This is a genomic window from Nostoc sp. (assembly GCF_036917775.1).
Classification (GTDB): domain Bacteria; phylum Cyanobacteriota; class Cyanobacteriia; order Cyanobacteriales; family Nostocaceae; genus Nostoc.
The window spans coordinates 124,075-150,027 of record NZ_JBALEQ010000075.1 but is presented as its reverse complement, the minus strand read 5'-3'; the positions used below and the strand labels follow the sequence as shown (position 1 = coordinate 150,027).

Below are 25,953 nucleotides of genomic sequence, written 5' to 3'. Positions count from 1 at the left end.
AGGAGAAAATTTAGTTATTGGTGCAAAGCGATATCTTAATGAAAGTTATGCACATTTTTTTCGGAAAATAATAAGTGTGCATACTTTCAAAAAATAAAATTTTATAGACAAAAAAGCTGGTCTAGAATACAGCGAAAACCTAGGAAATAGAGAATAATTATAGTATTACTACTAAATAAAGCTTTTAGCAGCTTGATTTGAATTTGTTACCGCAATTTTTTGTTATTCTTTATTTTGCTGTAATCTTTTTAGGTCTGACGATAATAAAAAATCCAAGCAAAGTAAAAACTAACATTTGCCAAGTCACCAAATTCCAGCCACCAAGATTCCAGCATAATAAACCAATACTAGTACCTACAGCACCACCGATAAAATAGATAGTTATGTAAACTGTGTTAATACGACTATTTGATTGAGCATCAAGAGTGTATATCCTTGCGACATTGGTGACTTGGATTGCTTGTACACCTACATCTAGTAACAATACAGCAACAGCGATCGCGATCGCTGAATTAGAAGCAATTTTAGCAATTACTAAACTTGCAATCACGAGCGATACAGCAATTGTCAAGGAACGTTGCGAGTTACCTCGATCGGCTAGTTTACCAAAAACTGGTGCCATCAATGCACCTGCAATCGCCACAAAGCCATACATCCCAATTGTGTCAGATTGAAAATTAAAAGGCGCACCGCTTAAATGGAAAGTTAGTGTTGTCCAAAATGAGCAAAATACACCAAACAATAACCCGCCAATTAAAGACGCTTCTCTTAACAAAGAAAAACGTTTGAATTGTTGAATTGTTGAGTTTAATAATTCCAAGTAATAACCGTTAAATTCATTTTTGACATTAGGTAAATATATATTTAGTAAGACAGTAACAATCAAAACCATTACTGCCGAAAATCCATATACATAACGCCAATTCAACCATTCAGCAATATATCCACTAAAAACCCTTGCTCCTAAAACTCCAATCAATATACCAGTAAAAATGTAGCCTACAGTTTTGCCTGTAGTTACTCTATCTATACTTGCTGCTAAGGGAAGAATAACCTGAGCCGATACTGTCGCAATCCCAATCGCTACGCTCAATATCCAAACTTCAATGATGTTTTGTGAAAACGTCATGAGTATCAACAAAAAAAACAAACATATCAGTAAGGAAAGAATTAGTTTTTTCTTGTTGATTTTATCGCCCAAGGGGATTAAAAAGAAAAGCCCGAAACCGTAACCAACTTGTGAAAGCACAGATATGCTACCCACTTCGCCTTCACCGACGCGAAAAGAAGATGCAATATCTTTGAGGATTGGCTGATTATAATAAATGTTAGCAACGCAGACACCAGATGCGATCGCCATAATCAGTACCTGGACTTTAGTTAATCCGCTACTTGAGATTTGTTTTTCCATTCAACCTAATCTTTATACAGGAAAAAACTGGTTTACAGTACAGCTAAAACCAGGCAATAGCGGATAAATTAGATTATCACTACTAAATAAAGTTGCTACCAATTTTAGTTGATTTTCTTCACGCCGATAGACCTCTAGTTTACGCGATCGCCAATCAGCAATCCAATATTCTTTTACTCCTCTGGAAGAATAAAGTTTAAGTTTAGCTTCTTTATCTCGTCTTAGGTCTTCGTTGCTAGCAGACAAAACTTCGACTACTAAATCTGGTGCGCCAGTTAAATGTCCCGCTTCATCCAATGTTAGCGCCAAGGTTTCTTTAGTAGCCCAAACTACATCAGGAATCACATTATCTGATTCTGAAAACAAAACGCCGGGGTTGATTACAGCTTCTCCTAAACCAGTAGAATCTGACCAAACATCAAGTTGTCGAAAAATCTTGCCACAAGTTTGCTGATGTTTAAAGTGAGGTGCCCTAGTCATAAATAATTCTCCATCAACTATCTCGTAGCGCGTCCCCTCATTTTCTGCGAAGAGTTCCACATCCTGAGTTGTCCAGCGTACTCCTGTATTAAGAATCTGACTCATCGGCTAACTCCTTTAATCTGGCTCTTGTATTTTAATCATAAAAGGATGTTTGAAAATTCACAGAGTATATTCAACAGGGCTATTTTTTTCTAGACATAAACCGCCCATAAAAGCTTAAACATCCATATATTTGAGATGAGAAAAAAACTTGGAGGTTAAATCATGCCTTGGGAAATAACTGCTGAGGAGTTGCTGGCTCGGTATGCTGATGGAGAGCGAAACTTTGCTGGGATTGAGTTGATTCAATCCGAGGGTGTTCCCCTCGACAGTTCGATTGACCTCGAAGGGGCTATTTTGAGAGATATCAACTTGCGCGGTGCCTATTTGAGACAAGCCGATTTGTGTAGAGCCGATTTGACTGGAGCCGATTTGTTTGGTGTTTCCTTGGAAGGCGCTTGGTTGAAACGTGCTATTGTCAGGGATGCTAATTTGTATTCTGCCAACTTGCATTGGTGTAGTTTACATGAAGCGGATTTGCAAGGAACCAACTTGGCTCAGATGAATGCTACTAGTGCTTTCTTTTGTGGAGCCAACATCAGTAGTTTTGAGTTCGCTATTCTGATTAAAACTAACTTTAGAGATGCTTACATCGCTCCAAACATTATTTGGAGTTATGGGAATTTTGTTTACCAGACTACTATGCCCGATGGCACTATCAAAAGCGGCCCTTTTTTCGGAGAGTTTTAGTTCATCTCCAATTACAGCGATGAAGGGTGCATTCTCAACAAAATAAGAGCATATTTGTAAAGTCTCAATTAATACTAGCCCTGGCGATTAGAAATCGCGGCTATACAGACAAAACCCACCTCCGTGGGTTTAAAATCTTGATTTTATCTTAGTCCACGGAGGTGGACTTTGCTTGTGTAGCCGCGAATTCTATTCGCCCAATATTTTTAAAACATCCTCTAAAATTTAATTTTCATTTGCGATTTTCACGCCGCCATTTACACCGTACTAAACGAATTTCATCAAAAGTGTAGCTTTCGCCTAGTTGTTCTTTGATGGGAGTGAGGGAAATGTCACCGAGTACTTCTAAAACCTGCCAAATTTTTTGTTGATGTTCTAAAGGTACTAATTGATTTAAATCAACTGGCTGATTTTTCTCAATTAGCTTTTCTAGATGACTGCTAACTGTTGCCGGACTAAGGTTCCGTTTTTGGGCAATTTGAGCAATATTTAAACCTTGTTGATGCAATTGTAATGTTTGTAATTCGGTGTAAGAAGAAGATGATTTGGCAGAAGATACGGAAGTAGCAGATTTATTTTGCAAACCTTTTTCTTGGCGGTAGGCGCGAATTTCGGTAATGAACTTTTCGCCATATTGAGCGAGTTTATGACTACCAACACCAGAAAGTTTGGCAAATTCAGTTAAGTTTTGGGGTTGCACCTGTACCATCAATTTTAAAGTGGAATCGTGGAAGATGACGTAAGGTGGTACAGATTGCTCATCAGCCAATTCTTTACGTAGCGATCGCAATTTCTGTAATAATATTTCTGCAACTTCTGCTTTTTCACTCCCCTGTTCCCAGGTAATCTTTTGAACTGTGGTTACAGCTAGCGAAACTGTGCGTTGTTTTCGCATTACTTCCCAACTTAAGGCATTTAGTTTTAAAACTGAGTAACCATCGCTAGTTTGTTCTATTAACCCTTGATGTAAAAGCGATCGCCCTAACATTCGCCATTCATCGAGAGTTCTATCTTTACCAATACCGTAGGTAGAAAGTTTATCGTGTTCGTACTGGAGAATTTTATCTTTTTTTGCCCCCCGCAACACATCAATTATGTGTAGCATCCCAAATCTTTCTTTGCAACGCGCCACACAAGATAAAAACTTCATGGCTTCAATTGTCCAATCTTCCATTGGTTTGGGATGACGACAATTGTCACAGTTACCGCAATTCCCAGGAAACCTTTCGCCAAAGTAACCCAGTTGAATTGTTCGCCGACAATCAGTGCCTTCAGCGTAATCAATCATCTGCCGCAGTTGTTGTTTAGCAATCAACTGTTCTTGAGGGTCAGCTTTTTGATCGATACTCCATTCAATTGTTTTAACATCACCAAAGCTGAAAAATATTGTACAGCGAGATGGTTCTCCATCTCTACCTGCTCTACCCGATTCTTGATAATAACTTTCTATATTTCTGGGTAGATCAAAGTGAACTACCAATCGCACATCGGGTTTATTAATTCCCATTCCAAAGGCGATTGTTGCCACCATTACCCGAACATCATCTCGAATAAATCGCGTTTGATTACTACTACGTTCTTCATCACTTAATCCGGCGTGATAAGGCAGAGCAATAACTTTATCATTTTGGAGTTTAAAAGTTAGTTCATCAACTTTTTTACGAGTTAAAGAGTAAATAATTGTCGAACCTTCAGTTTCTCGAATTAGTTCTAATAATTCAGCGTAAGCATATTTAGTTTTAGGACGAACTTCGTAATAAAGATTTTCCCGATTAAAACTGGCAAGATGGATGCTAGGTTGCTTTAGTCCTAGTTGTTGAATGATATCACTACGGACGCGATCGGTTGCTGTGGCGGTGAGGGCAACTGTAGGCACATCAGGATAGCGTTTCCGCAGAGATTTCAACTGGCGATATTCTGGACGAAAATCGTGTCCCCATTCCGAAACACAATGCGCTTCATCAATAGCGAAGCTAGAAATACCGATTTTTTCTTTAACTAAATCGAGAAACGGGAGAAACCTTTCACTGAGGAGACGTTCAGGGGCGACGTATAGTAATTTTACTTTACCACTGAGGATGGCTTCTTCCCGCGATCGCACTTTGTAAGCATTCAAACTGCTATTGAGAAATGTCGCGTTAATATTATTGTTTCGCAGTGCTTCTACTTGGTCTTGCATCAAAGCAATTAACGGCGACACCACTACCGTTAATCCATTTTTTAACAATGCTGGTAGTTGAAAACACAGAGATTTTCCCCCACCAGTCGGCATCACAACCATTAAATCTCGATTTTGCAGCGCATCTTCGATAATTTGCCGTTGTCCGGGGCGGAATCTGTCGTAACCGAAGTGATATTTTAGCGCTTGTTCGAGATGGGGATACTGAAGCATAGCGATCGCTTTTTCGGGGGCTGTCTGCGTGAGTAGTTATTGAAGATATCAGGATTTTAACTTACATCATCGGCAGTGTTGGGAAGCCCTGCGTTTATCTACGGCGATGTCTACGACGGGCTACGCCTACGCTTGACTTTTAAGACAGTTGCTACAAAATTAGCGATCGCACTTAATATTGAGCTAATAAACATCGTCATGAGTACCAATATCTAGTAAAAGAACAACTTCTTCCTCACTCTCGTCATCGGTTTTCAGCGAAAAAACAATGCGACAATCATATCCACAAGAGCATGAAAGCAACCCTGATAACTTTCCCTCTAGTTTGTGAGTGCCCAAGTTCACTGCAAATATATCATTTTCCATAGCAGCAATAGTTTCTTCTATTCTGGCCTGCAAGCCAGCATTACGGCGAGCAAATTTTCGGAAAGCTCTTTTAAATTTGCTCGTGATAACCAATCTATACATCGGCTGCACTTGGATTATTGAGATATTCCCGTAATTCTTGAATTGCTTCACTAGCAGTCTGGACTTTGAGCTTACCTGCTTGGAATTCAGCAATGGAAGCTGCTGCATCTGACGCAATTTCATCTCGCCGACTTTCAATAATTCGGTTCTTAAGAATTTGTACCAGCATTTCTTGCTGCTCTAAGGTAAGCTCCATTGCGGCATCTAAAACTCTATCTAGGTTACTCAATTGCTTCTTCCTCTTAATTATTTGGGTTGATAACAGAACTCGTAAGATATAAACTTATAAGTCTTACCCTCATCGCTTTTTTAGCTTCTTCAAACTCATGTTAACTTATTGCACTAAATCAATCTTCATACATGAGCGTAGGCGCAGCCCGCACTTCGGCTGCGCTCAGTGACCGTTGTAGACATCACTTTTTCAGGGGCTGTCTGCGTGAGAGTTATTGAAGATGTCAGGATTTTAACTCACATCATCGGCAGTGTTGGTCAGTCCTGCATTTCTATTGGCGATCGGATTAGAGAGCGGCTCAATCAATGCTATGATAAGCACAAATTTCTCACTTTAGGGATGCACGTAATCAGCAAAGTGAAATTGCGGGAATTCTGGACTCAACACGCTGATTCTGAAGATGCTCTCAATGACTGGTACAAGTTTGCATCTATTGCAAACTGGTCTAATTTGGTGGATGTTCAGAAAAGATATCCGAAGGCAGAAGCAGTTGGTAACTTTACAGTGTTTAACATCAAAGGTAATAACTATCGTTTGATTGTAGATATTAGATATTCCAGCCAGACAATTTTTATTAAATACGTTCTTACCCATCCTGAATACGATAAAGAAAGGTGGAAAGATGATCCCTACTTCTAGTCAAAAAACCTATACTGATTTACTGATTCAGTATCAGCCTAAACCAATTAAAACAGAACAGGAGTATAACAGAGCCTTAACAGTAGTAGAGGGGATGATATCTGGTGAGTTGACAGAGGCTGAAACTGCGCTTTTTGAGTTGTTGGTTCTTCTGATTGAGAATTACGAGGAACATCATTACTCGATGGGTAAATCAAAACCTGTGGCTACTTTGGAATCCCTGATGTATGAGTTTGATGTAGAACCAACTTCTTTAGTCGAAATTTTTGGCTCTGCTAAGATTGTTAAGGAAGTGGTTAATGGTCAACGGAAAGTTACCCAATCTGAAGCTGAGTCCCTAGCTAAGTTTTTTAATGAGCATTATTCTGGGCTTTCCCTTACAGCTCTTGACTTTGGGCAGCGAGAAAATTGAAGATTATGTTTTTACACATTTAGGATACTCCCAATTCAGTTAGCATCCACCTAAGCGAGAATTTGCAGTTATTACTTTGCCTTGATGTCCTACTTGGGTGCATTTTAACTGTGATTCTAAAGCATCAATCTTTCGTAAAAGCGACACTCCCCACACCATAGCAATTACCAATTTGATTGTCATACCTGCAAGCAAAAGTGTGACTATCGTGGAAGTTTTATTTTGTTGAGTTAATCTTTTTTGTTGTTCTGCAAGTCGTGCTTCAACTTCTTTGGCACGTTCGGCTTCTAATGATTGTTGCATTTCTTGCCGATCTAATTCTTCACTAGCAGCTAAAAATCGATAATCTAAATTGCTCAAGCTTTTGCCATGTGCCCAGGTTTGGGCATCAATCAAGGCTTGTCCGCGCAATAGGCGAGATTCATCATTTTCTTTTGAGGCTATCCACGCATTGAAGGTTTCATAGTAGGGACGCAGATAAGCTAATTTTTTTCCAACCCATTCTAAATTGAAAACTTCTTCATAAATTCGGTTTTTGATTTGAAGAAAACCTTGTTTTTTAACTACCAAACCAGACAGCAATAGTTCTACTTGTTCTCGACTATCATCGGCTGGTACTTCCACTCCTTGGAGGATTTGCTGATAAATTCCTAGCAATCTGGCGGCGATTTTTTCGTTTCTGAGGATGCGATCGCTAATTGTCCGCAAATGCTCTGGTTCATCTTGTGATTCCCATTGATCGATGATGTGCGATCGCACCACATTTTCTATCCAAAATTCTTCTGTACCAGGGGGAATTTTTAACTTTCTACCCACATCATCTTGAGATAGACTAACAATTAACCGACACAGCTTTTGAGTCAAAAATGGTTGCCCTTTTGTCCAAGCTAATACTTCCTTCAAAAGTTTTTGCGGATGGTTGTCTTTAATATCTAGTCCTAAAGATAGTGGTTGCGCTTCTTCAAATGTAAAACCATTTATTCGGATAGCTTTACCGAAATTAAACTTTGTAATGTGATTTTTATATAAAATTAAGTCTGAAGGTGTAGCAACACCAAAAATTGCAAATGTAATCCGATCATACTCTGGATCAATTGCTCGTTGATTATAACAAAACCGAATCAAGCTAAAAAAATCATCTACAGAGAAATCAAGACCGAGAATACTATCAATTTCATCAATAAAAATGAATAGTCTTTCGTTAGGAAACTGAACTAACAGAATTTCTGAAATAAACCGACTGAGTTTCTGAGCCAAAGAAATATCATTTTTTTCTTGCCACCAGGTTTTTAAATTGACTTTTCCTAACAGTTTAAAACCCAGCCACAAATCGCCTACAACTCCCTTATACCACTGTTCTGGAGTTATATTTTCACAACCAATATTAGTCATATCAATGGTGACACATCTAAAGCCTTCTTGTTGCAAGCGATGCTTGGTTTTTACCATAAGTGAAGATTTGCCCATTTGCCTGCTGCTTAGGATGTAGCAAAATTCACCCTGCTTTAAGGCTTCGTAAAGTTCCACATCCGCTTTGCGCTCAACATAGCTAGGAGCGTCACTGGTTAAAGTGCCACCAACTTGATATCGATAACTGTTCATTTGATTTAAAATTTTAAATTAGTTCTCGTTCTTAATAAATAAATTTCTATGGTGACAATTGATTAAAATTTATATTAAGAACGAAAATTACTTATTTGGATTATTTATCTTTCAACAGTTTACCAGAACCATTACTATCCTGAACGCTTTCCAAGCTGTTGGCTAAAGTAAAGGCGATATAACTCACACATAACATTAGCTTGATTACCGTTGAGTTTAACCAAACCCATACTTTCTAGCTTGTAAGCAGCGATCGCGTCTAGCTCTACTTTTTCATCTGTTGCAATTACCTGTTGCATGGCTGACATCAATTTTGGGTCTTTTTGCAGTAAGCTCAACAGTTCCCGTAAATGCTGACTGTAAATTCCCACTGGTGTAGATGCAGTTTCTAGTAATACCTCTAATGTCATTTCCTCCTGACATAGATGATAAAGCGCAAGGCTCACCAAATAGGGATGTCCTCCTACCATTGCTTGTAAGGGTGCAAGGCGTTTTGCACCTTCGGAGCCGGCTGCACAATTTAAGCCATAAGACAATGCTAAATTCTGTATCTGATTGAGAGTCAATGGTGGCAGCGTAATTGTGATCCCAACATTGAAAGGTGATTGATTGAGTTTGAGTGGAATATATATTTCTGTGGTGTGAACTACCACCATCCGTAGTTTTTGCCAGATTTGATCCTGCTTTGCTTGTTCGTGCCAAAATCGCAGCATTGGCAGAAAATCTTGGGCAATATTGGGATGTTCAAAAACTCGATGGACTTCATTCAAAGCCAAAACTAGAGGACTATTATCAATGTATTGCAGTAGATATGCTTCAAAATAGATTTTGCAGCTTACCTTGCTGCCCATTTCCGTATCCCAAAAATCATCTAGACAGGGAAGGAGATTTAACTGTCTGCTGACATTGGTACAAAACCAACGCAAAAATTTATCAAGAGAAGCGAAAACGTCTTGATCGGCTTCTTGAAAGTCCAAATAGACGATTTGATAACCTTGCTCTCTAGCATAAGCAATCATCCGGTTGAGCAGTGAACTTTTTCCTGTCTTTCTAGGTGCTTTGATTCGGATTAAGCAACCAGGGTATAAAATCTCGTTACAAACAAGTTCTTCAAGAGGGGGGCGGTTGATGTAAAGAGGAGAACCTAGTGGTACGGGGCCGCTAGGAAATTCAATTTTGCTTGCTGAAAACAAGTCTAAAGACACCATTTCTAAATTAGATTCTTCATTGAATTCTTGTTGGCTCTGATTTTCCCGATCGCCTATTTTTTCTTGCAGGTATTTCTTCAAGGCTAAATGCAGATTTTTTTTGGTTATTTTTTTTCCAAGTGCGATGGAAAGGTCTTGCCACAACTCAGAGCCAACTTCCTTGATGTAATTGTCGCGGTAGCCTGATTCCTCTGCCATTTCACTATAGGTTTTGCCCAACCACGACTGAGACAGCACAAAGCACTGAATGGAAGCAAGAGGTTTGTCTTGCAGAATCGTTTCTACTGCTTGCAGAATATCTTCCACGGACATTAAAGTTTAAACAATTACTAGATATAGTTATCTATTTTGATCTATTAATAATATACAACCGAATAAATACTTAAAAAAATAAAAATAAATTTCTAAGAATACAGTTTTTTAAACTATAATTTAATATTGCTTACTTCAAAAAGCTTGCTTAAAAATAAGCAAGATTAGGGAAAGTCAAGTATTAACCTAAGCGAATTGGGTTTTAGAAAAGTTAGAAAGACATCACTTTTTCAGTGCTAGAGTCAAACCATCTGCGATCGCTACTAAACTCAGACTAACTCGCTGGTCTTGATGCAGCTTTTGATTAAAGGTACGAATCCTTTTAGTTCTATTATCCTGCACTTGGGGGTCGGCAACCCTACCTGACCAGAGGACATTATCGATCGCAATTAGTCCCCCTGTTCGCACTAATTGCAGCGATCGCTCATAATAACCATCATAGTTGCTCTTATCTGCATCGATGAAAGCAAAATCAAAGGTTTCCGCTTCTCCCGTTGCCAATAACCGATCTAAAGTCTCCAAAGCCGGGGCAATGTGTAGTTGAATTTTATCCGCCACTCCAGCTTGCTGCCAATAACGCCGCGCGATCGTTGTAAATTCTTCACTCACGTCACAGGCTACCACCTTGCCGTCACTTGGTAACGCCAAGGCTACCACCAGGGAACTATAACCTGTAAAGACCCCAACATCCAGAGTTTTCTTCGCTCCCAGCAACTGCACCAGTAACGCCAAAAATTGCCCCTGTTCAGGAGCAATCTGCATTCTACCTACTGGATGCTGGGCTGTTTCTTGCCTCAATTGGGTTAAAATTTCTGGTTCTCGGAGAGAGACTGATAGTAAATAGTCATAAAGGTTTTGGTCGAGTCCTAGCGTTTGAGTGGTCATAACGTGCGTTTTTCTTTTACCTAAACCCCACAGACTAATTATCTGGTTTTTAGGCTTAAAGCCCTTACCAATTCTCACGATACTGTAGGCAGAGGAGTGTGGGGAGTGTGGGGAGTATGGGGAGTATGGGGAGTGTGGGGAGAAAGAGGAGAAAGAGGAGGAATTGAATAACTGCACATCATGCAGATCAATGAACGCTGCATTGCCTCCCACACTCCCCACACCTCCCACACTCCCCACACCTCCCACACTTCCCACACCTCCCACACTCCTAGATTTCTCACTTGTGAGAAATCTAGGAAATGACAGCCTTTGCCAGTTAGCTTTAATTGCGCCGACCGACTTATCATCTGGAATAACGCTCGGCTGTTGTGTAAGAACTTCATAGCTGAACTTTCATGACCTAGAGGTTTTTCTAATGCCTATCGATCTATTAAGTCGCAAAAAAACTCATTTTGTCTTGTGGCGTGTCGGTGCTTCAGAACTAGCTCCCACTCTCTACATTGGCAACACTACTCCCGAAAGCCCAGACAGATTATCTCAATTTAAAGAAATCCCGCTTCGTCAATCAGCAGAATTTCCAGAATTGTGGGAAGTTTCGGCTAAAGAATCTGGTCTAACTGAAGGACAGGTCTACTTTTACTGGTTTAAAGTCCGTAACTCAGACCCCTACGCAGCTGCCAATGCTAACCAAATTCTCTACTGTACAGATCCAACAGCGACAACTGTAGATCGACGCTTTCCTGCACCAACGCCGTCAGAATCGGGAGGCGTTACTAGCTCCGATCCGGCAAGCGTCGTGCTTTATCAAAATGGGACGTTGATTCCCTGCGATCCCGAAGGGCAAACTGTAAATTGGGAAGGCGATGCTCCTTTAGAGAAACTGCCAACCAATAATCAACTGGTGATTTACGAATTACCAACCCGATGGACAAAGATTAACCCAAATGGATTGATTGAAGAAGGAGTAGGGACATTTCGTGACGTACTGGCACTGTTAATACCAGAAGCGATCGCTCCTACTTTTCCCATGCTCACCGCCTTGAATAACCGCGCTCATCTTGGGGAACTGGGAATCAACGCCTTAGAACTTCTGCCACCAGAAGACAGCGATGATAATCTCAATTGGGGCTATGGTACAGCAAACTATTTTGCAGCAGATTTTGACTTGGGCCGTCCAGATAGCCAGTCAGCACCGACTGCTTCAACTGATTTAGCTAATCTTATTAAAGCCTGCCATCAGCAAGGGTTACGCTTTTTTGTGGATGTGGTAATGGCATTCTCGCGGAATAATCCTTACCATAACCTTAATTTTTTGGAATTTTACATCAAATGGGCCAGTGGCGATCCAGAGCAAGGGTCAAGAGATGGCTTTGGTGGGGATTTATTTAAGTACAACTATTGGGTAGAGGGCTATAATCCCATTACTGGGCAAAAGTCCTGGCTTGTACCAGCCCGTGAATACTTAAAAGCCCATATTGCCCACTGGTTGGAATACTATCGGGTTGATGGTCTGCGGTTGGATAGCGTGAACAATATTGCCAACTATGACTTTTTGCAAGAATTTAAGGATTTTGCCCGCACCCTTTGGGACAAAAGAGGCGGAAGTGGCGATCGCTTCCTTGTAGTTGGCGAAGAGTTGAGTGTACCCCTATCTCTCATTCAACAAAATCGTCTGGATGGACTTTGGAATGAAAAGTTCAAGCAAATCATCCGACAAGTAATTTTAGGTAAGAATGCCTGGGATGAACCCAGCTTTGAATGGAGTATCCGCAAACTAATTGATTGCCGAAACTTAGGCTTTACAGATGGTTCTCAGGCGGTAAACTATATAACTTCCCATGATGTTGGTGGTTATGGTAACGAGCGTTTCTTTAGCTACTTGGTTAGTAATGGAATTGCTGATACTGAACCGCGTATTAAGTTAGCATTTGTTTCCTTGCTTACCTCTGTAGGAATTCCCATGATCCTGGCCGGAGATGAATTTGCCGATCAACAAGATTTAGCTACAACAGACGATCATAAGCAAATTGACCCAGTTAACTACAGCCGTGTGAAAGATGATTGGCGGCAACGAATTTTCCAATATGTTGCAAGGTTAGTTCGCTTGCGTAAAACTTCTCATGCTTTAGCTGTGAATGATACTAAATTTATTCATGTTGACTTTAATGAGGGTAAGCGAGTTCTAGTTTGGCAACGTGGTAATAAAGCCGATCAATTAGTAGTTGTAGTGGCGAATTTCTCTGACTACGGCACTCCTCCTGGTTCTGAGTACAGAGTCCCGAATTGGCCTGCAACCCCAGCTGGCAAGCAGTGGAAGGAAATTACTCAGGAACGGATAGTTCCATCAGAATGGGTAGGCAGAGAAGGCATCTTCCCCTGGGAAGCAAAAGTGTACGCTCTAGTTTAATAGTGATACCGCTCAGAAAAAGATGAGGTTAAAGGGAAAAGGGTAAGGGGAAAAGGAGTGGAAGGCTCGATATATAAGGTTTTCCCCCCTTTAACCTTTTCCCCAAAACCCGACAAGTATTGCAACCTAACCTATTTCTATCGCCAGAGTGAAATAGATGACTCATCAGCTATGTAGATGGCAATAAACCAGCGCATAGATATTTTATATGTAGAGATATTGCATACCAAGGCTTTGCTTGAGTTACTTGCCTAAACCCTTCTAGAATTAAAAATATTGTAGGGAAATTGTATTAATAAACTTACTTTTATTCTGGGAGGTATGATGAGCCGTCCAATAATTCTTGGTATTGTCGGCGACAGCGCTGCTGGGAAAACAACACTAACGCGGGGAATCGCTCAGGCACTCGGCCCAGAAAATGTCACAATCATCTGTACAGATGATTACCACCGTTACGATCGCCAACAACGTGCAGAAATTGGCATTACTGCTCTCCACCCGGACTGCAACCATCTGGATATTATGCAGCAACATCTGTCGCTGCTACGCACAGGACAACCAATTCTTAAGCCAGTTTATAGCCATAAAACAGGGACATTCGAGCCACCGCAGTATATCAAGCCGAGTAAATTCGTGATTATTGAAGGATTACTCGGTTATTCTACTCGTGCCGCCCGTGATTCTTACGATGTGAAAGTCTACCTAGCGCCTCCTGAAGAATTACGTGCTAAGTGGAAAGTCAAGCGAGATACGCAAAAGCGGGGCTACACACCTGAACAGGTGCTAGCAGAATTAGAAAAGCGCGAACCAGACTCAGCCCAGTTTATTCGTCCACAAAGGCAATGGTCTGATATAGTCATTAGTTTTTATCCACCAGCTGATGAAGATGATGAAACCAATGGACACTTAAATGTCCGATTGGTACTGCGTCCGACAATTCCCCATCCAGATTTCACCGTAATTACCAATTCTAGCTATGGTAATTCTGACTCAGCCATTCGTCTGGGATTAGACAGGGATATGTGTAAGCCGGTAGATGTCTTGGAAGTTGATGGTCATGCCACCTTAGAACAGGTGAATAAGCTAGAGCATATTATTTGTTCTGATATGCCCCATCTCCGAAATATTTGCGATCGCGAAAGTAATCCTGAACTGGGTAAAATTGCTGGTACAACTGGAGAGACATTGCAAAGTTACCCTCTTGCTCTGACTCAGCTAATCATTACCTACCACATGCTCAAAGCAACGCAAATTTATCAATAATCAGGGAAGATGGAGGGGTTTTACGAGTTTGCGATCGCGTTTAGTGTTGGGCTGCTGAATTGTGCGATCGCATAATTCAGCGATAGGTTATTTTTTGATTTTTAAGTCCCTAAAGTATCTGGTAGCCCATGCCCCATAGACGTAAAACATCACGACAACCATCTTCAAAAGATCCTTGAAAATTGATCATTTGAAAGCTTGATAAAACCCAAGAAAGCTGCTCATAATTGCAAGGTTGATAAATAATTGGAACAATCTTATTGTCAAAACGATTCTGTTGCAGTGCAAATATCAACTCCCGCTTAACCCACATTGAATCTACTGATTTTGGAGAGAGTACTACAAGGAACCAATCACATCTTTTCAGTGCATTTCCAATCTCATCATGCCATTGCTGTGCGCCTAAGATGTTCGTTTTACTATACCAAACAGGAATGTGATGATGACGTAGAACGTCTGCCAATTTAGAAACAAATTCTTGATCTTGGCTTGAATGGGAAAGAAAAGCTTCACTTGGTATCATTTTTGGAAACTCCATTCCTGTCAAGCAGCAGCTTTTTTTAGAGCTTGAGTAATATTTCTCAAACCTTCTTCTTCGTGTTCAAGATTTGATATGTAAATCATCTGAAATTTCTTCAGAATCCAGGGAATTTTCAGTTCTAATTGAGAAACTTGTTCAGAATGAGCAGCAAGAACAGGAATTACCCGGCCTTTATAGCCCTGTTCGCCTAGAGCATAGCCTACTTCAGCATTTATATAGGGAGAATCAACCGAGTTAGGTGTCAGTAAAACAACCATTGCATCAGACTCTCGAAGCTCATTAGCAATAAGTTCTGCCCAGTTATCGCCCGGAAAGATTTGATCATCATCCCAAACTTGGAAACCTTCATTTCGCAGAGCATCACCAATTCGCCTAGCTAACTTTGTATCTTTAGAACTGTGGCTGATAAATACTCTCATCTCATCTTCTATCTCAAATATTTCGATTAGTAGACTAAATCCAATTTTATACGAATCTTGTGGCAAATATTTGGGAAGATGGTGTTATCAAAGGTGTATCTACAGACGAATTAGAGATAAAATTCTCCAAAATTAAAGATTTTCTCAAATAAAGGTGATTTTGACAGCAAACGAGGGATAACTAAGGATAGTTTGATGTGTGGTGACGATTTTCTTAGTTTATGACCTATTGCCTCAGAATTGCCGACCTACCTACAAATGAGCGTCCGCGTGAGCGATTAATGACGCATGGTGCCAAAATTTTAGCCACAGCAGAGTTAATCGCAATTCTTCTAGGCACTGGTCAAGGCCCAGGAAAACTATCTGCTGTGGGTTTAGGACAATTTATTTTGAGCGAATTAGGCAAACACCAACGCGATCCTTTGGCAGTTTTGCGAGAAGTTAGCCCCGCAGAGTTGATGCTAATTTCTGGTGTTGGCCCGGCGAAGGCGACAAGTATCTTAGCAGCAATTGAATTAGGCAAACGCGCCTTTCAATCTCGGCCGAATGACGGAACATTGATTGATAGCCCTCTTGCTGCTGCTGCTACCCTCAGTCAAGATTTGATGTGGCAGACACAAGAACGTTTTGCAGTGGTGCTATTAGATGTTAAGAATCGCCTGCTGGGTACGCAAGTAATTACCATTGGCACAGCAACCGAAACCCTAGCCTCTCCGCGTGATATTTTTCGGGAAGTTATTCGTCAAGGTGCAACGCGGGCAATAGTTGCCCACAATCACCCTTCTGGAAACCTTGAACCCAGCCAGGAAGATATAGAATTGACGCGTCAGTTGTTAACAGGGGCGCAGCTTTTGGGCATTCCGGTACTAGATCATCTGATTTTGGGTAATGGCAATCATCAGAGTTTACGGGAACTGACAACTTTGTGGGATGAACATCCGCAAGGAGATTAGTGAAAAAGCAGGGAGCAGAGAGCCTCAATTTACAAAACATCCTCAAGCATAGATGTTAATTCTTTATTTAACCGACCAGACTTAACAAATTCTGCATAAGTATCTGCTTCAATTGCCAGCAGTTCTCCTCGAAATTGTTCCGTCGTAAAACTCTGAAGATTAGGATATTCATCCTGTAATTTGTCAATTTTTGCCCGTAAATCTGCAAGTTCGCTTTTGATTAGTGTCTCCTGATAACGGCGAAATTCTGGGTCAATGCCGGGGCGTTGGTCTGCTTGGAGGTGTTGCAAAACGCGTTCTAAGGCAATATGACGGGCAACTAATTCTAAATATTCCTCACGCAAGGGTGCATCACCTAGCAAATTGAGTTTTTCTAGCAATGGTTTGATGGTCAATCCCTGGACAAGTAGAGTAAATAAAACTACTCCAAATACCGTTGCAATAATTTTTTCTCGCTCTAGTAATGTTACTGGTACACTCAATGCCAAGGCAATGGAGACGGAACCACGTAACCCACCCCACCAGAGGATAGTTTGTTCTGGTAACGAAATGTCCGATTTGGTGATGCTAGTACTAAATTTGGTGAGAATCAAAATAGCAACTGCTCGCATCAAAATCATGGCCACCACTGTCACCATTATGATTTGCAAGTTTTCGCCCAAACTAGCAAAGCGTATTTGGTCGCCAATCAGCAAGAAGACGATCGAGTTAACAAAGAACGCCAAAAATTCCCAAAATTCGGAGACAATAATCCGGGTGCGGGGATTCATGCCGATACGAGAGCCAAAGTTGCCTAAAATCAAACCTGTGGTGACAACCCCAATTACTCCAGAACCGCCCAAGTCTTCGATAATTAGGTAAGTGCCGTAAGCGGAAACTAGGGTTAAGGATTGCTCTACTAAGGGCAAATCGAAGCGCTGGGTGAGGTAGGAAATCCCAAATCCAATGAAAGCTCCCACCCCTACACCAATGCCAACAACTGTAAATAACTGCAATAAGATGGGCTGGAATTCCAATTCGACAGTTCCCAAAGATAAGGCCACCAAAAAACCAAAGGCAACTACAGCCATACCATCATTGAATAGGCTTTCGCCTTCCATTAAGGTGGTAAGACGACTACCTACGCCGAGTTGACGAAACAAAGCGGTGACAGAAACAGGATCGGTTGCAGATAGGCTGGCTGCGATGAGTAAAGCTGTAGTTAGAGAAATACCAATGAATTGATTAAGAGCGATCGCTACCCCGGCGATCGCAATTACCACCCCGAACACTGCATACAAGCAAATCGGCAATAAATCCCGCTTCAATTCTGACCATTTCAAATTCCATGCAGCTTCAAATAGCAGGGGTGGTAAAAAAATGAACAAAATTAATTCGGGAGAAAGGGTTACTAAACGGACATCAACAAACGCCAAACCTAACCCAACAATCACCAGTAGCAAGGTGTAAGGGATATTGCGAAACCAGCTAAATACCTGCGGTAGTGTCGCCACACCTAAAGATACCGAAAGTACCAACAGAAACTGCTTAAGATTGTTTGTAATGACTTCCTCTGCGATCGCTGATTCAAGCACCATAAGTAAATTTCTGGTATAGTTTTACATTTATCATCATCTGACTATTTTCAGATGACACCTGTTCAATGGGAAACTTTAATTAGAGATAACCGAGCATTCAGGAGGAAGGTCTTGGGTAATAACATTCGAGACCGATTTAAAAATTTCCGCCGCCGGGGTTCGCAACCGGAGCAACTTCAACAGCTACAAACAGAGTTACTGGCTGAATCAACTCTAGACTCAGCTTACATAATATTGATTATTAGCTCCTGTGCGATCGCAACTTTGGGTTTATTGTCTAACAGTGCAGCTGTAATTATTGGTGCGATGATTATTGCTCCTCTAATGTTGCCAATTCGTGGGTTAGCTTTTGGTGCTTTGCAAGCAGATATTACCTTATTTCGCAAGGGAATAATTGCTGTCGCAGTGGGCACGCTGTTAGCGGTGGCGATCGCCTCCACCCTGGGTTTGCTGGTGGGATTGCCTAGTTACGGTAGTGAAGTGCTGGCCCGATCTAGACCCACATTGCTAGATTTGGGAATTGCGGTAGTGGCTGGTGGTATTAGTGGTTACGCCAAAATTGAGACGAAAATCTCTGGTAGTTTAGCCGGAACTGCGATCGCTGTTGCCCTCATGCCTCCCGTCTGTGTGATTGGCTTAGGCTTGGCACAAGGCAATTGGTCACTCAGTTTCGGGGCAACCCTACTTTATCTCACCAACTTGCTAGGTATTGCCCTCTCCTGTATGGTGACATTTGTGGTAGCAGGTTACACTTCAATGGCGCGGGCGCGTCAACCCCTAATTTGGACTATGGTTTTAACAGCTATCCTGATAATTCCCTTGGGAGTCAGCTTTGCCCGACTTGTACGACAAGCGCAACTAGAAACCAGCTTACGAAAAGCATTATTGAATCGAACTGTCACCTTTGGGCGATTGCAGTTACTTAACAGTAATACTAATTGGTTGACAAATCCTCCAGAAGTCCGTTTGAGCGTTCGGGCAAGGGAACCTGTCACACCTCGGCAAGTAGAATTATTAGAAGCATTTATCAAACAAGAAATGGGGCAAGCATTCACGCTAATTTTTGAAGTTGGTCAAGTTGACGAAATTAGAAGTTCTGAAACCACACCCTGAACTTGCTAATTTGGCATGAATGAAGAGAGAATCTATCAGTCAAGTCAAACTAACTCTCCAAAACGCAATAGTGGATGTTACCGAATTAGTTAAAGTTTCAATTATTCTCTTGGTTCTGGCTACAGGAGTAGCTTTGCTGTCCCGACGGTTGGGAATTCCTTATGTTACGGGTTTAGTATTAGCAGGTTTACCAATCACTGAGCTATTATCTCGTCCGATTGGTTTAAATCCAACCCTGGTTTTGAATCTTTTCCTGCCAATTCTCATCTTTGAAGCTGGCATAAATACAGATGTCAGCCGCCTACGCAGCACGTTTAAACCAATTGCCCTGCTAGCTGGGCCTGGGGCTGTGCTTTCCAGTGGGATTATTGCCGCCCTGTTAAAATTTGGGCTGGGACTGAGTTGGATACCTGCGTTATTTGTCGGAGTAATTCTGGCAAATACTGATACAGTTTCCATGATTGCTGTCTTTAAGGAAATACCAGTACCCTCGCGGCTTTCCACCATCGTTGAAGGAGAAACTTTATTTAATGATGCAGCTGCTTTAGTCTCATTCAACCTAATTTTGCAAGTATATTCCACAGGTTCACTCACTTTCGTAGAGGGAATCCAACAACTGCTATTTATCTCTTTAGGAGGTTGCCTAGTAGGGTTAGTCTTGGGCTACTTGAGCATACCTGTATTCGCCCGTTTAGATGATGCCCTTAGCAGCTTGTTATTGACAGTTGCAGTTGCATTAGGAACTTTTCAGGTTGGGCAATTTCTTGGTGTATCGGGTGCGGTGGCTGTAGTTGTCGCGGGATTAATTTTTGGGAATTTAGGGCTTTCTCAGAATACTTCTGCTTCTAGTCGCATCACTTTGTTGAGTTTCTGGGAATATGCCAGTTTTACTGTCAACACCTTTATTTTTCTGCTAATTGGTGTAGAAATAGACCTGGGAACCCTCTGGAGAACTTTACCTGCAATTATTTTTGCAGTTTTGGCTTATCAAGTTGGGCGAGTTCTTACAGTCTATCCATTGCTCGCAGGGATTCGTTTGATTGACCGTCCAATTCCATTGCGCTGGCAACATTTACTCTTTTTAGGTAACATCAAAGGTTCGCTCTCGATGGCTCTAGCGTTGAGTTTACCAGAAACACTACCAGGGCGAGATGTTCTCATCGCTTTAGTTTTCGGTAGTGTGCTGGTGTCGTTAGTTGGGCAGGGTTTAAGTTTGCCTTGGGTGGTAAAACGCTTAAAATTATCTAAATTTTCAGAAACTCAACAACAAGTTGAAGAATTGCAAGCCCAGTTGATGACGGGTAAGGCAGCACAAGATGAATTAGATAGCTTGTTGAAATCAGGTGTATTACCAAAAGCTGTTTATGAAGAGATGCGTTCAGCTTATCAAGTGCGAATTGCTGGTGCAGAAAAGATACTGCGGGAACTATATAATCGTCGTCCTGATGAGTTAGACGGCAAAAGTAACAGCAGTGGTAAACTTGATGCCATTCGCCGCCGTTTACTGCTGGCAGAAAAAGGAGCGCTCAATGAGGCGATGCGGAAGCGAATTCTTTCAGAAGAAATTGTGCGCGGACGGATACAAAATCTTGATGAACAATTGCTGAAGTTAGATGATGATTAAATGTGGGGAATTGGGAATTGGGAATAGTCTGAGCTTTGTCAGTGAACCTTTGAGCTTTGTCGATGAACCTCTGAGCTTTGTGAATGAACCTCTGAGCTTTGTCGATGAACCTCTGAGCTTCGTTGATGAACCTCTGAGCTTTGTCGATGAACCTCTGAGCTTTGTCGATGAACCTTTGAGCTTTGTCGATGAACCTTTGAGCTTTGTGAGTGAACCTCTGAGCTTTGTCGATGAACCTCTGAGCTTTGGCTGATTGATTGGGAACTGCTGCCTCCGCATTACGAATTACGAATTACGAATTACGAATTACGAAGGCGATCGCTTATTGTTATTTTGACTTTTAATCACTCTACCAGGACTGATAAAAGAAATTCCTTGCTGGAAGTCAGTACCAATCATGACTGCCTCCACTATAGGTTCGGATATTTCTGTTTGAGCTACCCACTCGACAATAAAGTTTGCGCCTAAACCTCCACTGGTGTCATTTCTATTTATAAAAAAATCTGTCGAAGCTAGCGCATCAAGTTGAATAGGACGCTCCAAATACTGTTTAATTAATTTTCCTTCGGAGTTGTAGTAGCGCACAGAAGTAATAACAATCGGATTGGTCAAATCTGTATTCCGAATACTGAGTGTAACCGCTAACTCGAAAATCTCCTGCTTATTGTGATGATAGATATGTGAATAGACAGGAACATAAACAGTTTGACCGCTTGCTATCTTAAAATTCTTATCTAGCGTTACTATTTTTTGAACTGGGGTTGCTTGAATAGCGTCGGGTTGTGATTTGGGTGAAATATTTGTTGATTGACAAGATGCCAGAACAATAACAGCGATCGCTAAAATATATGGATACGACTTCATCAGAACTATTTATACAAATTTTTTATACATCGGTAGCTAATCCCACCCAATCAATAGTTTGGGTAGTAACAAAGTAAGTTGGCGTAAAAAAAACTAAGTATATTACTAAACGTAAATAGGCTTAAAACCCTTACCAATGACCAATGACAAAGGACAGCCTGAGCCAGTTAGCTTTAATTTTGCCGACCTACTTAAGCTCAACATCTTTGTTCAATAAAATCAATGACTTGATGTAAAGATCCTGGTTTAGTCACAATCAACACTGTTGAATGAGGTTCCAGTATTGTACTGCCGTTAGGAATCATCAAATCTTCGTGGGGATGGGATTGATAACCAATAATTAGCGAACCACTAGGAAATCGGGCATCCTGAGCGATTTCGGCAACACTACGACCTGCAACATAGCAATTGTTTGGGATGGCAAGTTTCAGAACTTCAATCTGTCCTTGCTCAAAATGCATCATTGATTCCACTTGAGGATACTCAATAGCATTCACCATTGTTGAAACTGATAGTTCAACAGTACTGATAATATGGTTAGCTCCAGCTATCCGCAGTGGTTCGGCAAAATCTGGGTGGCGCATCCGACTCAAAATATGGGTGACACCATAGTGTTTAGCAAGAGTTACCATTGCCAAGTTTAAGGCATCACTTCTTAAGACAGCTGCCAAGGAGCCTGCTTTGCGAATCCCAGCTTCTAGCAATACTTCTGTACTTACAGCGCTACCTTCAAAAGCCATTGCTCCTACTTGTTCACGGGCATAGCGACAAGCAATAGGGTCAATGTCAATTACGGCAACAGTATGTCCTAGCTCTACTAGTTTTTGGGCTAAACTTAAGCCCACTAAGCCGGCTCCACCTATTAGTACGTACATGGCTGTTCCTGATATTCTTGGAATTTTTACTTCACTTTACAGGTTAACAAACACATACATTGGTAGTACGGGCGTACAGATGTACACCCCTACTATTCATTTCTAGTCGAGATTTTTGAATTTTTAAAGTTGTGTTTTTCGAGTAACTCTTTAACTTGAGCGGCTACCAAAGGATGTGGATCTTTTTGTAACTGGGGGAGGATTTGCAGGAGGACGCGATGTGAAACCATATTGAGATATGCGATCGCAGCTTCTCTAACAAAGCCTGTTGGATGACGCAAACTTACTAAAATCTCAGAGCTGGTAAGTCTGATCCGAGTTACTTGAGCAAAATGAAAACAGCAAGCTAGACACCAATCAGAAAGGAAGTTACCTAACATCAGCAATCTGTGGAGGCGATCGCTAACTAGCATATTCTCATATTCTACGATCTTGGCTTCTACCAGATGTTGCAATTTTTCTGACTGCGGTCGGTTATCTAAAATATTCAGCAACAGAGACTTGGAAGGCAAAGTTACGGTATGCTCTAAGATTTCTAAACCCCGTGCTAAGTTTACCACTGAGAGCGATCGCAGATTAAACGCTGCGGCCTGCATCTTTTCTGGCGAATAAAGCAGTTTCAGTAACAGTAGCAGCCGCTCTTTGACATCCAATTCCAATTCTAAAAGGGCGCGTTGCAGTAACTCAGAGACAATCGCAATCCTCTGGCTTGATTGATGATTTTCTTTTTCATCTAATATTTTCAAGTCTATATATGCACCATAAATCTCGCCTAAAAATTTTAATTCCTGCTCAATTAAATTTTCTACCCGACTTTCATAAAACCGATCTACTAAACCTCTAATTCCTGGTTGTTTATGTATTTTTAGTAAGCTGCGAAGAATATGATCCCTAGTTATACCCCAGGATGCCTCCAAGTTTTCCCATAAAGTCTCTAATGCTTCCTGAGTGCCAATTTGAGCAATGGTACGCCAAGCGTACATCCGCACTACTTCTGGTTTGTAAATATTGGTAGCTAACCGCAACAGCATCTCTATGGCTTCATTTTCTAGTCGCACTAGGGATGACATTGCTATAGTGCGGGTTGATTTGTAATAAAGTGCTGCAATCAGCGCCGAATAGTATTCCTCTAAATGCGTTGCTGCAATCATCTCCAATACGGCACAGCGCACCCGTAACGATTCATCTTGTAATAAATTCGGGATGTGAATCCGTAACGCTTGTAAATAAACTGCTTCTCTAAGCGCTCTAACTCCATTCACCCGTTCCCGTTCTTTCTTATGAGTCAACATCCGGCGCATAGTTTGGGTAGCTGCTACCTTTTGCATCGGCGTTCCCTGACGTAAGACTAAAGCGGCGGCGGTAGCGCGGATGAGTGAGTTTTGGCGAGGGTTAAGATATTCTTCTAGAATGCTTAAATTGGGATTTGGTTCAGCTAGCCAAACGTAACGTAGTGCTAGGGCGAAAACTTCGGGGTTAGTTTCTTGGGGTTGTTCTAACAAAGGACGAATGGCGGATAGATAAGCGGGATTTGCACCTGCTGTCAGCATCACTTCCAAACTTTGGCGCTGCAAATCTGGGGTTAACTTAACTAACAGGGGTGCTAAAACTTCCGCACATCCTTGGGGGTCAATTTGGGCTAAAAGTTCAATACAAGAGCGTTTATCTGCCTCGCTGCCTTTTTCTGCTAAAGCTTTGACTACTCCCTGCTTGAAGAATCGTAAGCCAACATTGGTTGCACTCAACTGGCCCCGTGCCACACTCAAGACTAACAGTTCAACGTAGCGCGATCGCAATTCCCAAACTACTTTTAAACAGGTGCTAGCTATCAGCATTGTTTCTGCCACTAACACCCACTTTTGCAAGGATACGGGTACAAAGCGGTTACAAAACAATAGAGTTGCAAAAATGAGTACTCCTGTCAAACCTGTAGCGATCGCTTCGGCGGTTCCGCCTGATAAAGTCTGCATCCGGCTGCGAATTGATTCTGGAATTGGTTGGTACAGGATGGGGCCGCTACTCATGACAAAGGTATAGCGCAGAAGTTCATCGCAGAATTTGACAATTATCAGGCCCCAGAAAAAGCTTTGCGATTGTATGGCTGGAATTAAATGGAAAAATACCAGCACTCCTGGTAATGAAAAACCTACGGTGATTGGTAAAAGCGTCGCTGTGAAAAACACCCCCATCCGTTCAATAAGTCGGCTGGAAATAAACCACTGCAATAACAACTCACACAGTCCCAACATCCCACCAAAAAGACCCAAGAAACTGGCGAGTTCTCGGTCGCCTAAATTGGATTGGAGTTCGCGCAGATATTGAAAATCTATTAACAACCCAATGACTTGCAACAGACCGACAAAAGCAAACAATTGCCAAACATAGCGCTTCAGAGGACTTTTAATAAAGCGCTCTCGTGAAGCTTGTTCTTCAGGAACTAGTCTTTGTGGGGTTTCAGGAAAAGCTGCTCGATAGTGATTAGTTAAATAGAATAAAATCGCCGATCCTAATAAAATCACAAAACAGGCGATGAAGATGATCTTATTCAGCGAGGTGTATTGCACTAGCCAAGGCAAACTAAAGCCACTAATCACATCTGCTACCAAAAGTCCACTACTCACCAGTGGGTAAGTCCGCTTAATCTCTCGAATGTTAAATATTTGGTTAGCGACAATGGAGGTGTTGAGATCATTGACTACATAAAGGGCATCTACCCATAGCCGCAGTAGAAAAGCCGAAATAACTGCCAGGTAAGAAACATGAGATCCCCAACGTAATACAACCAATAGAAGTAATGGCATCAACATGCAAGGTGCGATCGCTACAATCACCCGGCGTAAGGGAAAAATCCTTTGCAGCCAAGAGTATAAAAAAACCAGTACTGCGCTCATAACGGCATTGGCAATATACATCCACGGCAATAGATGAGTCCCATATTCATCCAAAAACAGCGCCACGGTACTGTCTTCTGCCCACCGCAATCCTACACATACAGTTGTGTAAAAAATAAACATTAGTTGTGTTCGTTCACTCTCCTCTGGCCGGAGATTCACCCACTGTAGTAGTCGTGGTAAAACAACTTTATTTACAGCAAACCAGTGATTTTTCAGTTCCATGCAGTTTTATTTTCTGGTAGTATCACCGCCTAATAGGGGCAGGGGGCAGGGGAGCAGGAAGACAAGGGGACAGGGAGACAAGGGGAATTATTGAACAAGTCCTTGTCTCTTCTTCATGTTCAATGCCCCATTCCCCATTCCCCATTCCCCATTCCTCATTCCCAATTCCCCATTCCCCATTCCCTCATCCCCTGGAAATAGCAAAAGTCCTGAGCAACTGAGTATTATGTTTCCCACTCAGCCTTCAAGACTATCGATTTGAGATAAATTTAAACGACTTCAAAGCTTTGGGCGTATCTTACATCCAAACGAAAAAACCCCTGACTTCTAAGCAGGGGTTTTTCAAACTTGGTCTATTAAACAGT

24 protein-coding genes are annotated in these 25,953 nt (G+C 41.5%); 9 read left to right on the top strand and 15 right to left on the bottom strand.

What is annotated here, in order from left to right; all coding sequences use genetic code 11:
* Window positions 1-229 precede the first annotated feature (229 nt).
* Both V7K69_RS13960 and V7K69_RS13955 read right to left on the bottom strand, forming a co-directional pair.
* Complete coding sequence (locus V7K69_RS13960; RefSeq protein ID WP_335035213.1) at window positions 230-1,411, bottom strand: MFS transporter; 1,182 nt, start codon at window positions 1,409-1,411, stop codon at window positions 230-232.
* 12 nt (window positions 1,412-1,423) lie between these two features.
* Complete coding sequence (locus tag V7K69_RS13955; RefSeq protein ID WP_335035211.1) at window positions 1,424-1,996, bottom strand: Uma2 family endonuclease; 573 nt, start codon at window positions 1,994-1,996, stop codon at window positions 1,424-1,426.
* Window positions 1,997-2,158: 162 nt separating this feature from the next.
* Between V7K69_RS13955 and V7K69_RS13950 the strand changes: the two genes are divergently transcribed.
* Window positions 2,159-2,683, top strand: a complete 525-nt coding sequence (locus tag V7K69_RS13950; RefSeq protein WP_335035209.1) for a pentapeptide repeat-containing protein — start codon at window positions 2,159-2,161, stop codon at window positions 2,681-2,683.
* 232 nt (window positions 2,684-2,915) lie between these two features.
* Here the strand turns inward: V7K69_RS13950 and recQ are convergent, their stop codons facing one another.
* The 3 genes from recQ to V7K69_RS13935 form a co-directional block, all read right to left on the bottom strand.
* A complete protein-coding gene (gene recQ, locus V7K69_RS13945; protein WP_335035207.1) occupies window positions 2,916-5,075 on the bottom strand; it encodes a DNA helicase RecQ in 2,160 nt (719 codons plus the stop codon).
* A gap of 183 nt (window positions 5,076-5,258) precedes the next feature.
* On the bottom strand, window positions 5,259-5,543 hold the full coding sequence (locus V7K69_RS13940) for a type II toxin-antitoxin system RelE/ParE family toxin (protein WP_335035204.1): 285 nt from the start codon (window positions 5,541-5,543) through the stop codon (window positions 5,259-5,261).
* A complete protein-coding gene (locus V7K69_RS13935; RefSeq protein WP_335035202.1) occupies window positions 5,536-5,772 on the bottom strand; it encodes a hypothetical protein in 237 nt (78 codons plus the stop codon). The genes V7K69_RS13940 and V7K69_RS13935 overlap by 8 nt, the downstream gene beginning before the upstream one ends.
* Window positions 5,773-6,114: 342 nt before the next feature.
* On the opposite strand from V7K69_RS13935, the gene V7K69_RS13930 reads away from it, so the two are divergent.
* Together V7K69_RS13930 and V7K69_RS13925 are read left to right on the top strand one after the other, a co-directional pair.
* Window positions 6,115-6,414 carry a type II toxin-antitoxin system HigB family toxin gene (locus V7K69_RS13930; RefSeq protein WP_335035258.1) on the top strand — a complete coding sequence of 100 codons (300 nt, stop codon included), beginning with the start codon at window positions 6,115-6,117 and terminating at the stop codon, window positions 6,412-6,414.
* Complete coding sequence (locus V7K69_RS13925) at window positions 6,398-6,826, top strand: helix-turn-helix domain-containing protein (RefSeq protein WP_335035200.1); 429 nt, start codon at window positions 6,398-6,400, stop codon at window positions 6,824-6,826. Before V7K69_RS13930 ends, V7K69_RS13925 begins: the two co-directional genes overlap by 17 nt.
* A 39-nt stretch (window positions 6,827-6,865) precedes the next feature.
* Here the strand turns inward: V7K69_RS13925 and V7K69_RS13920 are convergent, their stop codons facing one another.
* The 4 genes from V7K69_RS13920 to V7K69_RS13905 form a co-directional block, all read right to left on the bottom strand.
* Window positions 6,866-8,428, bottom strand: a complete 1,563-nt coding sequence (locus tag V7K69_RS13920; RefSeq protein ID WP_335035198.1) for an AAA-like domain-containing protein — start codon at window positions 8,426-8,428, stop codon at window positions 6,866-6,868.
* Between the two features lie 134 nt (window positions 8,429-8,562).
* The gene (locus V7K69_RS13915; protein WP_335035196.1) at window positions 8,563-9,948 is read right to left on the bottom strand and encodes an AAA-like domain-containing protein; all 1,386 of its coding nucleotides are present in this window, start codon (window positions 9,946-9,948) and stop codon (window positions 8,563-8,565) included.
* A 222-nt stretch (window positions 9,949-10,170) separates the two neighbouring features.
* Window positions 10,171-10,833: a class I SAM-dependent methyltransferase gene (locus V7K69_RS13910; RefSeq protein WP_335035194.1), complete on the bottom strand. Its 663-nt coding sequence runs from the start codon at window positions 10,831-10,833 to the stop codon at window positions 10,171-10,173.
* Between the two features lie 74 nt (window positions 10,834-10,907).
* Complete coding sequence (locus V7K69_RS13905; protein WP_335035192.1) at window positions 10,908-11,183, bottom strand: hypothetical protein; 276 nt, start codon at window positions 11,181-11,183, stop codon at window positions 10,908-10,910.
* 68 nt (window positions 11,184-11,251) lie between these two features.
* Here V7K69_RS13905 and V7K69_RS13900 point away from each other — a divergent pair, with 68 nt between their 5' ends.
* Window positions 11,252-13,243 (top strand): alpha-amylase family glycosyl hydrolase, encoded by a 1,992-nt coding sequence (locus tag V7K69_RS13900; RefSeq protein ID WP_335035190.1) that lies wholly within the window; start codon window positions 11,252-11,254, stop codon window positions 13,241-13,243.
* A 324-nt stretch (window positions 13,244-13,567) separates the two neighbouring features.
* Window positions 13,568-14,506 carry a phosphoribulokinase gene (locus tag V7K69_RS13895; protein WP_335035256.1) on the top strand — a complete coding sequence of 313 codons (939 nt, stop codon included), beginning with the start codon at window positions 13,568-13,570 and terminating at the stop codon, window positions 14,504-14,506.
* Window positions 14,507-14,615: 109 nt separating this feature from the next.
* On the opposite strand, the gene V7K69_RS13890 is transcribed toward V7K69_RS13895, so the two are convergent.
* Both V7K69_RS13890 and V7K69_RS13885 read right to left on the bottom strand, forming a co-directional pair.
* Window positions 14,616-15,029 carry a toll/interleukin-1 receptor domain-containing protein gene (locus tag V7K69_RS13890; RefSeq protein ID WP_335035188.1) on the bottom strand — a complete coding sequence of 138 codons (414 nt, stop codon included), beginning with the start codon at window positions 15,027-15,029 and terminating at the stop codon, window positions 14,616-14,618.
* A 20-nt stretch (window positions 15,030-15,049) separates the two neighbouring features.
* Window positions 15,050-15,466, bottom strand: a complete 417-nt coding sequence (locus tag V7K69_RS13885; RefSeq protein WP_335035186.1) for a toll/interleukin-1 receptor domain-containing protein — start codon at window positions 15,464-15,466, stop codon at window positions 15,050-15,052.
* 221 nt (window positions 15,467-15,687) lie between these two features.
* On the opposite strand from V7K69_RS13885, the gene radC reads away from it, so the two are divergent.
* On the top strand, window positions 15,688-16,419 hold the full coding sequence (gene radC / locus V7K69_RS13880) for a RadC family protein (RefSeq protein WP_335035184.1): 732 nt from the start codon (window positions 15,688-15,690) through the stop codon (window positions 16,417-16,419).
* Between the two features lie 29 nt (window positions 16,420-16,448).
* On the opposite strand, the gene V7K69_RS13875 is transcribed toward radC, so the two are convergent.
* Window positions 16,449-17,996 carry a cation:proton antiporter gene (locus V7K69_RS13875; RefSeq protein ID WP_335035182.1) on the bottom strand — a complete coding sequence of 516 codons (1,548 nt, stop codon included), beginning with the start codon at window positions 17,994-17,996 and terminating at the stop codon, window positions 16,449-16,451.
* Between the two features lie 51 nt (window positions 17,997-18,047).
* Here V7K69_RS13875 and V7K69_RS13870 point away from each other — a divergent pair, with 51 nt between their 5' ends.
* The 3 genes from V7K69_RS13870 (at window position 18,048) to V7K69_RS13860 (ending at window position 20,986) form a co-directional block, all read left to right on the top strand.
* A complete protein-coding gene (locus tag V7K69_RS13870; protein WP_442936140.1) occupies window positions 18,048-19,109 on the top strand; it encodes a DUF389 domain-containing protein in 1,062 nt (353 codons plus the stop codon).
* A 70-nt stretch (window positions 19,110-19,179) separates the two neighbouring features.
* Window positions 19,180-20,733, top strand: coding sequence for a cation:proton antiporter (locus V7K69_RS13865; protein WP_335035251.1), 1,554 nt, complete (start codon window positions 19,180-19,182; stop codon window positions 20,731-20,733).
* On the top strand, window positions 20,723-20,986 hold the full coding sequence (locus V7K69_RS13860; protein WP_335035180.1) for a hypothetical protein: 264 nt from the start codon (window positions 20,723-20,725) through the stop codon (window positions 20,984-20,986). The genes V7K69_RS13865 and V7K69_RS13860 overlap by 11 nt, the downstream gene beginning before the upstream one ends.
* 53 nt (window positions 20,987-21,039) lie before the next feature.
* On the opposite strand, the gene V7K69_RS13855 is transcribed toward V7K69_RS13860, so the two are convergent.
* The 3 genes from V7K69_RS13855 to V7K69_RS13845 all read right to left on the bottom strand — a co-directional run bounded on the left by V7K69_RS13855 (window position 21,040) and on the right by V7K69_RS13845 (window position 25,588).
* Window positions 21,040-21,597, bottom strand: coding sequence for a DUF3124 domain-containing protein (locus V7K69_RS13855; protein WP_335035178.1), 558 nt, complete (start codon window positions 21,595-21,597; stop codon window positions 21,040-21,042).
* A gap of 197 nt (window positions 21,598-21,794) precedes the next feature.
* Entirely contained in the window at window positions 21,795-22,472 is a 678-nt protein-coding gene (locus tag V7K69_RS13850; RefSeq protein WP_114084009.1) for a potassium channel family protein, read from the bottom strand.
* A 92-nt stretch (window positions 22,473-22,564) separates the two neighbouring features.
* Window positions 22,565-25,588, bottom strand: a complete 3,024-nt coding sequence (locus tag V7K69_RS13845; RefSeq protein WP_335035175.1) for an MFS transporter — start codon at window positions 25,586-25,588, stop codon at window positions 22,565-22,567.
* Between the last annotated feature and the right edge of the window lie 365 nt (window positions 25,589-25,953).